The sequence below is a fragment of the Caulobacter sp. LARHSG274 genome (genome assembly GCF_052871235.1).
Genome location: NZ_JBIXJO010000017.1, coordinates 99,838 through 110,468, shown reverse-complemented (window position 1 = coordinate 110,468; position 10,631 = coordinate 99,838). Strand labels below are relative to the sequence as shown.

Below are 10,631 nucleotides of genomic sequence, written 5' to 3'. Positions count from 1 at the left end.
GGCGACAACGTCGGCGTGCTGCTGCGCGGCACCAAGCGCGAAGACGTCGAGCGCGGCCAGGTGCTGTGCAAGCCGGGTTCGATCACCCCGCACACCAAGTTCGTGGCCGAAGCCTACATCCTGACCAAGGAAGAAGGCGGCCGCCACACGCCGTTCTTCACCAACTACCGTCCGCAGTTCTACTTCCGCACGACCGACGTGACCGGGATCATCAAGCTGCGCGAAGGCGTGGAAATGATCATGCCGGGCGACAACGCCGAGCTGGACGTCGAGCTGATCACCCCGATCGCCATGGAAGAAAAGCTGCGCTTCGCCATCCGCGAAGGCGGCCGCACCGTCGGCGCCGGCGTGGTGGCCAAGATCGTCGAGTAGTCTCGGCGTTCTGACTGCAGCTGACTTAGCGAAGGCCCCGGGGAAACCCGGGGCCTTTTGCTTTTCTTCTCCCTTCCCCCTTGAGGGGGGAAGGGCTGGGGATGGGGGTGACTGCTGAGTTGGCGGCGAGAAGAACGCTGCGCGTTCACCCCCATCCGACCTGCTTCGCAGGCCACCTTCCCCCCTCAAGGGGGAAGGAGAAGTTACAGCGCCTAGGGCTTGGCCGCCGCCCTCGGGGCGGTCTGGTCCTTGCCGCCCTGGTGCAGCACCAGGGCCGTGGCCGGGGCGTCGCCGGACTGGGTGAAGCTGATCCTGGCGTTGACGATGCGGGCGAAGAACTCGCCCGGCGCGCTGGGGTAGAACGGCACCGGCCCCTGGTTGGTCCCCTGGGTGATCAGCTGGTCGCCCTGGCGGGTGACGGTCAGGGTGAAGGTCGGCGACAGGACATAGGCCCCGACATAGCGGTCGAGGGTCGCGGCCGGCAGGGCGATCGCCTTGGGCGGATGATAGGTCCCCGCGCACAGCCCGGCCAGGGTTTCGGCGAGGTAGTTGGACGGCGAGGCGCCATAGTTGGCCAGCGCGACGGCGACCACCCCGTCTTTGGGATAGCGGGAAATCCCGGTCGAGAAGCCGTTGATCCCGCCGCCGTGGCCGACCCGCTCATGGCCGGCGTCGGCGTCGACTTTCCAGCCGAACCCGTACTGGTGGCCGTAATCGGTGAACATCGCCTGGCGCGAGGCCGGGGTCAGGATCTTGCCGTCGGCCAGGGCCCGGTCCCAGACCAGCAGGTCGTCGACGGTCGAATAGAGCGAGCCGGCCGCATAGGGCAGGGTCATGTCCAGATAGTCAGCGTTCTTCCAGCCGTCCTTGGAGCCCTGATAGCCCGAGGCCCGGTGGCGCAGGATCACGCCGCTGACGTCATAGCCGCTGTCCTTCATACCCAGCGGCGTGAAGATGTGCTTGCCGACATAGTCGGCATAGGGCTCGCCCGAGACCTTCTCGATGACATAGCCGAGCAGGATGTAGCCGGTGTTGTCATAGGCGTATTTCGCGCCCGGCTCGAACTCCAGCGGCAGGTCGCGGGTCAGCTTGATGATCCCGTCCGGCGTCAGCGGCGAGCGGGAGCTCTTCTCGAAAAAGCCGGGCAGGCCGGTGTAGCTGGGGATGCCGGAGGTGTGGGTCAGCAGGTGCTTGATCGTCACCTTCGACCAGGCGGGCGGGGCGTTGGCGTAATATTTCGAGATCGGATCGTCGACCGACAGCTTGCCCTGCTCGGCCAGCTGCAGGATCGCCGTGGCGGTGAACTGCTTGGTGATCGAGCCGAGGCGGAACTTGGTGTCCGGCGTATTGGCGACATCCCATTCGCGGTCGGCGGCGCCGAAGCCCTCGCGCAGCACCGGCGCGCCGTCGCGGGCCACCAGGATCGCGCCGCTGAAGCTCTGCGCCTCCAGGTAGGGGGCGATCAGCGCCCGGGCCTGGGCGACATAGTCGGCGGGGGCGCAGGCCCGCGGCGCCGCCAGGGCGCCCGAGGCGGCGGCGAGCAGACCGGCCGCGCCGATCGTCGAGAACAGGATCTTCATGACGCCCCCAAAGGTTCGCCCCGATGTTTGCAGCTTGAGGGTGTGCTGGCAACCGCTCCCAGCGGCTCTACGCTCCCGTCACCGGCTCGGACAGATAGGCGTGGATCGCCGCCACCACCTGGGCGCCTTCGCCGACCGCCGCGGCGACCCGCTTGACCGAGCCGGCCCGGGCGTCGCCGATGGCGAACACCCCGTGGCGGCTGGTCTGCAGGGTCGGGTGGCCGGGCCCCAGGTCGGCCCCGGTCCGCACGAAGCCATGGTTGTCGAGTTCGACCTGGCACTGGGTCAGCCAGCCGGTGTTGGGGGCCGCGCCGATGAACAGGAACAGGTGGCTGATGGCGCGGCGGGTCTCCTCGCCGGTGTCCAGCCGCCGCCAGCGCACGGCCTGCAGCTGGCCGGCCTCGCCCTCCAGCTCGACGATCTCGCTGCGGACGATCACCGCGATATTGGGCAGGCTGGCGATCCGCTCGATCAGGTAGCGCGACATGCTGGCGGCCAGGCTCTCGCCGCGCACGATCAGCCAGACCTTGGCCACCTGGCTGGCCAGATAGACCGCCGCCTGGCCGGCGGAGTTGCCGGCCCCGACCAGGGCCACCTCCTGGCCGGCGCACAGCTTGGCCTCCAGCGGCGAGGCCCAGTAATGCACGCAGCTGCCCTCGAAGCGGTCGAGGTCGCGCACCTCCAGCCGCCGGTAGCGTGCGCCGCTGGCGATCACCACGGTGCGGGCCTTGGTGGTCTCGCCGCTGGCCAGGGTCAGCTGGTAGCGGCTGGGGCCGCCGCTCTCGCCGGGCTCGCCCTCGCAGTCCAGGGTGGCGACCTCGTCGGGGATGGCCAGGTGGGCGCCGAACTTCTGGGCCTGGTTATAGGCCCGGGCCATCAGGGCCATGCCGGAGACGCCGGTCGGGAAGCCCAGATAGTTCTCGATCCGCGCCGAGGCCCCGGCCTGGCCGCCGAACGCCCGGGTGTCGAGCACCAGCACCGACAGGCCCTCGGAGGCGGCGTAGACGGCGGTGGCCAGGCCGGCCGGACCGGCCCCGACCACGGCCACGTCATAGAGCCGGTCGGCGTCGAGCTTGCCGACCATGCCGATGCAGCGGGCCAGCTCGGCGTTGGACGGCCGGCGCAGCAGCTGGCCGCCGGGGCACAGCACGATCGGCAGCTCGGCCTCGTCGACCGAGAAGCGCTCGACCAGAACCCGGGCGCAGTCGACGGTGTCGGGGTCCAGCTGCTGGTAGGGGTGGCCGTTGCGGGCCAGGAAGCCGGACAGGCGGATGACCTCGGCGTCGGCGGCCCGGCCGATGATGATCGGCCCGCCGGCCCCGGTCTCGATCAGGGCGACCCGGCGCAGGATCAGGGCCCGCATGATCCGCTCGCCCAGCTCGGCCTCGGCGACCAGCACCGCCCGCAGGCGGTCGGGCGCGATCACCAGCGCCTCCAGGTCGGTCGCGGCCGCGACGTCGACCAGGGAAGGGCGGCCCGACAGCTGGGCCAGCTCGCCGACGAACTGGCCGGGCTCGTGCTCGACGATCAGGTGGCTTTCGTCGCGGGCGTCGCGGCGGCTGATCCGGGCCCGGCCGCGCAGCACCACCATCAGGCCGGGCGAGGGCTCGCCGGCCCGGGCCAGCCTGGCGCCGGCCTCCACCTGGACGATGTCGCCGAACCGGCGGATGCGGTCGATCTCCTCCGTCGCCAGGCGGGGGAACATCTGATCGCGGCGGGTGTCGACGATGGAGGCCATGGTCCGCAGAGTGCTTCAGGTCCGCGCCCGCGGCAATTGTCGATGACGCCGGACAGGCGCGGCGCTAGGTTCGGCGCCATGCAGCGTCTCCCCGCCCATACCCGTCCCGCCGCGCAATGGCGCGGGCGAGGCGGGACCCAAGCCATCGCCCGGGCCGCGCCCGAAGAGGTCGCCGTGGGTCTGTCGTTCGACGGCCGGCCGCACACGGTGCTGATGGCCACGCCGGCCGATCTGGAGGACCTGGCGGTCGGCTTCACGATCACCGAGGCGGTCGCCGGCCGCGCCGACATCCTGGGGGTCACGGTCGAGAAGAGCGAGCTGGGCTGGCTGGCCGACGTGCGGCTGGCGCCGGGAACGATCCAGCGCAAGGCCCGGCCGCGCACCCTCGAAGGCCGGTCCAGCTGCGGTCTGTGCGGCGTGCAGCGCCTGGCCGACGCCGTGCGGCCGCTGCCTGCGGTCGCCGATGGGGCCCGAGTCTCGCACCAGGCCGTCCAGCGGGCGGTGGACGCCCTCGAAGACGCCCAGGTCCTGGGCCGCGCCACCCGGGCCACCCACGCCGCCGCCCTGGCCGGCCCCGACGGAACCCTGCGCCTGGTCCGCGAGGACGTCGGCCGCCACAACGCCCTGGACAAGCTGGCCGGGGCGATGGCGCGGCTGGACCACGACGCGGCGGACGGCTTCGTGCTGGTCACCAGCCGCTGCTCGTTCGAGATGGTCGAGAAGACCGTGCGGATGGGCGGTTCGATCCTGGTGGCGGTCTCGGCCCCCACCGACCTGGCGATCCAGCGGGCCGAGGGGGCGGGCCTGACCCTGGTCGCCCTGGCCCGGGCCGACGGCCACGCCGTGTTCACCCGGGCCGAGCGCCTGTTCGACGCCGCGCCGGAGCTTGTCTGATGGCCGATGACGCCAAGCCCAACGCTGGAATTCCCGGCATCCGCCGCTATGACTCGGCCGCCGGCGGCTGGGGGGCGCTGAAGGCGGTGGCCGGGGCGCTGAGCGGCCAGGAGACGGTGATCGAGGGCGGCAAGACCCTGCTGCGCGCCAACCAGCCCGAGGGCTTCGACTGCCCCGGCTGCGCCTGGCCCGATCCCAAGCACGCCTCGTCCTTCGAGTTCTGCGAGAACGGGGCCAAGGCCGTGGCCTGGGAGGCGACCAGCAAGCGCGCCGGCCCCGAGGCGTTCGCCGCCCACACCGTGACCGAGCTCCTGACCTGGAGCGACCACGCCCTGGAGGACCTGGGCCGGCTGACCCATCCGATGGCCTATGACCGGGCCAGCGACCGCTATCTGCCGATCGCCTGGAACGAGGCCTTCGCCCGCACCGCCGACGCGCTGCGGGCCCTGGACCATCCGGACCAGGCCGAGTTCTACGCCTCGGGCCGGGCCTCCAACGAGGCGGCCTTCCTGTTCCAGCTGCTGGGCCGCCGGGTCGGGACCAACAACTTCCCCGACTGCTCGAACATGTGCCACGAGCCGACCAGCGTCGGCCTGCCGGACTCGATCGGCATGGGCAAGGGCTCGGTCACCCTGGAGGACTTCGATCACGCCGACCTGATCCTGTGCTTCGGGCACAATCCGGGCACCAACCATCCGCGGATGATGACCACCCTGCGCGACGCGGCTCGCCGGGGCGCGACGATCCTGGCCTTCAACCCGCTGCGCGAGCGGGCTCTGGAGAAGTTCGCCTCGCCGCAGGACCCGGTCGAGATGGCGACCCTGTCGTCCACCCCGATCGCCTCGGCCTATTACCAGCTGACCATCGGCGGCGACGCCCTGGCGGTGCAGGGGATGATGAAGGCGGTGCTGGCGCTCGAGGCCGAGCAGGGCGGGGTGCTGGACCACGCCTTCATCGCCGAGCACACCGAGGGCTTCGAGGCCCTGGCCGCCGTGCTCGACGCCCTGACCTGGGACGAAATCGAGGCCGGGTCGGGCCTGTCGCGGGCCCAGATCGAGGCGGCGGCGCGACCCGGCCGACGCGAAGGCGACCATCCTCTGCTACGGCATGGGCCTGACCCAGCATCGGTCGTCGTCCAGCACCGTGCAGCAGCTGGTCAATTTGCTGCTGCTGAAGGGCAATATCGGCCGGCCGGGGGCGGGGATCTGCCCGCTGCGCGGCCATTCCAACGTCCAGGGCGACCGCACCGTCGGGATCTGGGAAAAGCCCTCGGCCGCCTTTCTGGACGCCATGGACCGGGTGTTCGCCTTCAAGTCGCCCCGCGCCCACGGCCACACCGTGGTCGAGACCATCGCCGCCATGGAGGCGGGCCAGACCCGTGTGTTCATCGGCCTGGGCGGCAATTTCGCGGTCGCCGCCCCCGACCCGACCCGGACCTTCGCGGCGATCCGGAAGGTCGGGCTGACCGTCCATGTCGCCACCAAGCTGAACCGGACGCACCTGCTGCACGGGACCGAAAGCCTGCTGCTGCCGTGCCTGGGCCGCACCGAGATCGACCTGCAGGCCGGCGGTCGCCAGGCGGTGACGGTCGAGGACTCGATGTCGATGGTCCACGCCTCGCGCGGCCTCAACGCCCCGGCCTCCGACCAGCTGAGGTCCGAACCGGCCATCGTCGCCGGGATCGGGGCGGCGCTGTTCGGGCCCGGCGACATCGTCGACTGGAACGGCCTGGCCGCCGACTACGACAGGATCCGCGACCTGATCGAGGCGGTGTTCCCGCAGGCCTTCGCCGACTACAACGAACGGATCCGCCAGCCGGGGGGCTTCCGTCTGCCGGTGCCGCCGTCGCAGCGGGTGTGGAACACGCCCAGCGGCAAGGCCCGGTTCCTGGTCCATCGCCATGACGGCCAGGACGCCCGGCGCGGCGACGCGCAGGTGCTGCTGCTGACCACCCTGCGCAGCCACGACCAGTACAACACCACCATCTATGGGGCCAACGACCGCTATCGCGGGGTGTTCGGCCGGCGCGACGTGGTCTTCGCCCATCCCGACGACATCGCCGCCCGCGGCCTGAAGGCCGGCGACCGCATCGACCTGCTGGCCGCCTTCGACCCCGGCGGGACCCGGGCCCTGCGCGGCTTCACCCTGGTCGAGCGCGAGATCCCGCGCGGCTGCCTGGCCGCCTACTATCCCGAGGCCAATGTCCTGGTCGCCCTCGACGACCACGACCATCGCAGCGGCACCCCGGCCTACAAGTCCATCCCGGTGCGGCTGGCGGCCAGCGACACTGGGACACTTGATACCACCGGCTCTTGAGTTTGCCCCCTTGCTTCCCTTCACACCGTCATCCCGGGCCACTTGTGCCCGGGACCCATCTGTCCGCCGCAGGTGCAGGGGTGTGGCGCGCTGGCGCGCCATTTTGCTTCACCGTCAGCTGAACCATGGGTCCCGGGCACAAGGCCCGGGATGACGGCGCGGGTGAGAACGGTCGAGATAAAAGGCCGCTGGCATGAGTTCCTGGGCCCGCGGCGCCGTCCGGTCCGCTACGCCGCCCGCTGGCGCCGCGCCCTTCGCGCCTTTCGCTTGCGCAGCCAGATGACCACGCCGGTGACGCTGAGGGCGGCGACGACCAGCCCGGCAGCCGAGATCAGGATGCGGCCCGGCAGGCCGAGGATTCGGCCTGAATGCAGCGGGAACTGGGCCTGGACGAAGATGTCGGCGGCGGTGCCGACCCAGGGCTGGCGCACCCCGGCCAGCTGGCCGGTGCGGCCGTCATAATAGAGGTAGGGCGGGCCGACGCCGGCCGCGCCGTGGTCGCCGCCCGGTTCGTGGAAGGCGACGCCGTAGAGGCCGTATTCGGGGCTGTAGAACATGCCGCCGGCCGGGGCCCGCCAGCCGCGCCGCCGGGCCTCGGCGGTCGCGGTCTGCAGCACCTGGCCATAGGTCCGCACCGCCGGGATCGGCGCGTCGAGCGGGGCGGGCTTGCGCAGCTCGAACGGGCCGGGGGTCACCTGCGAGACCCGCGACATCAGCGGATAGAACACCTCGCTATAGAGGTTGAGCGAGAAGGCGGTGAAGGCCACCGTGAACAGCACCCCCCACAGCCAAAGGCCGAAGGCCCGGTGGATGTCGAAATTGATCCGGTAGGCGCTGGCGGTGGTCTTGATCTGCCAGGCCGGCTTCCAGCGGCTCCAGAGGCCGCGCCCGGTCTTGACGGCGGCGCGGGCCGGCAGGGTCAGGTAGAAGCCGACGAAGCAGTCCAGGGTCCACAGCACCGCCACGATCCCCAGCAGCCAGACGCCCCAGCGGTCGATCCCCCACATCCGCGGAATGTGCAGGCTGTAGTGCAGCACATAGAGGAACGAGACGAAGGTCTCCCTGGTGATCGGCCAGGCCGCGCCCCAGTTGCGCCGGCCCTGTTCGGCCCCGGTAGCCGGGTCGATGAACACCTGGTTGTAGCCGGGCTCGAACAGCCGGCCGGCCTTGGGGTCGCGCTTGGCCGCGACCCCGAAGGCCAAGGTCGCGCCCGGCTCGGGGGCGAGGGGGACATAGGTGACCTGGACGCGCGGGTCGCGGGCCTCGATGCGCCGGGCCAGGTCCAGGGCGGGCAGGGCGGGCCCAGGGGTGCGGGCCTGCATCAGCTGCGGATTGAGCAGGTCGTCCAGCTCATGGTCCCAGGAGATCACCGCCCCGGTTGCGCCCGAGACGAACAGGAAGCCGGCGATGAACAGGCCGATCCAGCGGTGGAAGAAGCCGAGGACCGGCCGCAGGGCCAGGCCCGGCCGGGTCTTGTCCAGCGGCGGTGCGGCGGGGGCCGCGAACGGCGAGGGCAGGTCCTGGGTGCGCGCGTCCATGGCGGTCCTCAGAAGCTGTAGTCCAGCCGCACCGCCGCCGAGCGCGGCGCGGCGTAGTAGGACTGGTTCCACATCAGGCTGGTCAGGTAGGTCTTGTCGAAGACGTTCTTGACGTTGACCGTGGCCCGCACCCGGTCGGCGAGGCGCAGGCCGGCCATCAGGTCGACGACCGCATAGGCCTTCTGCCGGATGGTCGCGACGTCGTTGACGGTGGAGATGTCGTCCTGCCAGCGCAGGGCCGCGCCCAGCTTCAGGTCGCGCAGCTGCGGAACGCTGTAGGTGGTCGACAGCTTCAGGGTCCGGCGCGGCAGGAACAGGCGGGCGTCCTCGCCGGCCTGGTTCTTCAGCGACAGCTGGGTCCAGCCGCCGCTGACCCGCCAGCGGTCGGTGAGCGCGCCGCTGACCTCCAGCTCGTAGCCCTTGGAGGTGGTGTCGACCCCGACATAGTAGCTCTTGCCGGCCGGGCCGGCGTCGCCCTCGCCGAAGGTCCCGGCGAAGTCGGCCAGGCCCAGCTGCTTGGAACGGAACACCGCGGCGGCGGCGTAGAGCCGGCCGCCGAACCATTCGCTCTTCAGGCCGGCTTCATAGCTCTTGCCTTGGGCGGGATCGAGCTTGCGGTTGTCGACGTCGACCTCGACCTGCGGGTTGAAGATGTTGGTGTAGCTGCCGTAGAGCGAGATGTTGGGGGTCAGGTCGAAGACCAGGCCGGCATAGGGGCTGAGCTTGGAGGCCGATCGCGACTGGTCGACCCCGTAGGAGACGCCGGTCGACTTCAGGTCGATGGCGTTGAAGCCGACCACCCCCTTCAGCCGGTCGGTGAAGTTGAGGTGGGCCGCGCCGTAGACGCGGTTGAGGCGGTCGCGGGTGTCGGCGGCCAGATAGGCGCCGGGGAAGGCCGGCTCGGCCACCTGCTGGTCGTCCCAGTCGCCGATCGCCGGATAGTCCGGAAAGGTCGCGGCGAAGTCCTCGTATTCGCGGCCGTGCGACTTGGCGGTGCTGGCGCCGAGCACCAGCTCGTGGCGGCGGCCCAGCAACTCGACGGGCCCCGAGACCGAGGCTTCCCAGAGGTTCTGCCGGTAGTGCGAGGGATAGCGGCCGACCATGCCGGCCACGCCCAGGCCGGTGTCCGGATCGGGATCGCCGAAGGCGTAGAGCAGCTTGGCGTTCTCGTCGAAGCGCTTGTGGGTGTAGGTGGCCTTGGCGCTCCAGCCGTTGTCGAAGGCGTAGCTCAGCTCGGCGAAGGCGTTCTGGTCGCGGGTGTCCCAATAGGTCCAGTCGGCCGAGGTCGAGGCCGAGCGCGGATAGGCAATGGGTGTCCCGTCCGAATAGCTCAGCGGCAGGGCGCCCCAGAGCACGCCGTTGGCCAGGTTGTCCTGCCGCGAATAGCCGCCGGTCGCCTTCAGCCGGGGCGTCAGGTCCCAGGACAGCACGCCGTAATAGACGTTGCGGTTGACCTTGTAGTGGTCGAGGTAGGAGTCCTTGTCCTCGTTGGCGTAGACCAGCCGCCCGGTCACGGTGCCGGCGGCGTTCAGCGGGCCCGAGACGTCGGCCTCCAGGCGCTTGTCGTCCCAGGAGCCGTAGGAGGCCGAGGCCGTGGCCCGGAAATCTTTGGTCGGGCGCTTGCGGACATAGTTGATCGTCGCCGAGGGATTGCCGGTCCCGGTCAGCATGCCGTTGGCGCCGCGGACGATCTCGACCCGGTCGAACAGGGCGGTGTCCAGCTCGCCGAACTGGATGCCCCAGATCAGCGGCAGGCCGACGCCGTCGACCTGGAAGTTGGTGATGTCGAAGCCGCGGGCGTTGAAATAGGTGCGGTCGGTCTCGACCCGCTCGACATTGACGCCCGGCGCCAGGGCCAGCAGCTCGTTGACGTTGTTCAGGGCGAAGTCCTGGATCTGGTCGCGCGGCATGACGGTGATCGACTGCGGCGTCTCGCGCAGGCTCAGGTCCAGGCCCGTGGCGCCTTGGCTGTGCTTGCTCCGCTCGCTCTCGACCAGCACCTGGCTGACCGCGGTCGGCTCCTCGGCGCGCGCGGCGTCCCAGGCGGGGGCGAGGGCCAGGACGGTCGTGGCGAACAGACCGGAGCGGCGCAGGCGCGACGCGGCGCGAGCAGGCATGTGAACTCTACCTTGTACTTGAGAATGATTGTCAATGACGCTCTTAGGAACGGCGCTGCGCATGGTCAAGCGCTAA

General features: G+C 70.6%; 6 protein-coding genes and 1 pseudogene. 3 read left to right on the top strand and 4 right to left on the bottom strand.

The genetic code is table 11. From position 1 onward, the window contains the following. Positions 1-372, top strand: a 372-nt coding sequence (locus ACIPQB_RS21005; protein WP_446486817.1) for an EF-Tu C-terminal domain-related protein, incomplete at its 5' end; no start/stop codon positions are given. Positions 373-584: 212 nt separating this feature from the next. On the opposite strand, the gene ACIPQB_RS21000 is transcribed toward ACIPQB_RS21005, so the two are convergent. Then, positions 585-1,952, bottom strand: a complete 1,368-nt coding sequence (locus ACIPQB_RS21000; RefSeq protein ID WP_446487194.1) for a serine hydrolase — start codon at positions 1,950-1,952, stop codon at positions 585-587. 67 nt (positions 1,953-2,019) lie between these two features. Beyond that, a complete protein-coding gene (locus ACIPQB_RS20995) occupies positions 2,020-3,690 on the bottom strand; it encodes an FAD-dependent oxidoreductase (protein WP_446487193.1) in 1,671 nt (556 codons plus the stop codon). Between the two features lie 78 nt (positions 3,691-3,768). On the opposite strand from ACIPQB_RS20995, the gene fdhD reads away from it, so the two are divergent. Together fdhD and ACIPQB_RS20985 are read left to right on the top strand one after the other, a co-directional pair. Further along, positions 3,769-4,584: a formate dehydrogenase accessory sulfurtransferase FdhD gene (fdhD, locus tag ACIPQB_RS20990; RefSeq protein ID WP_446487192.1), complete on the top strand. Its 816-nt coding sequence runs from the start codon at positions 3,769-3,771 to the stop codon at positions 4,582-4,584. After that, a pseudogene (locus ACIPQB_RS20985) lies at positions 4,584-6,900 on the top strand (FdhF/YdeP family oxidoreductase). Before fdhD ends, ACIPQB_RS20985 begins: the two are co-directional and overlap by 1 nt. Before the next feature lie 227 nt (positions 6,901-7,127). On the opposite strand, the gene ACIPQB_RS20980 reads toward ACIPQB_RS20985, so the two are convergent. Continuing rightward, positions 7,128-8,438, bottom strand: coding sequence for a PepSY-associated TM helix domain-containing protein (locus ACIPQB_RS20980; RefSeq protein ID WP_446487191.1), 1,311 nt, complete (start codon positions 8,436-8,438; stop codon positions 7,128-7,130). Between the two features lie 8 nt (positions 8,439-8,446). After that, positions 8,447-10,555 carry a TonB-dependent siderophore receptor gene (locus ACIPQB_RS20975; RefSeq protein ID WP_446487190.1) on the bottom strand — a complete coding sequence of 703 codons (2,109 nt, stop codon included), beginning with the start codon at positions 10,553-10,555 and terminating at the stop codon, positions 8,447-8,449. Between the last annotated feature and the right edge of the window lie 76 nt (positions 10,556-10,631).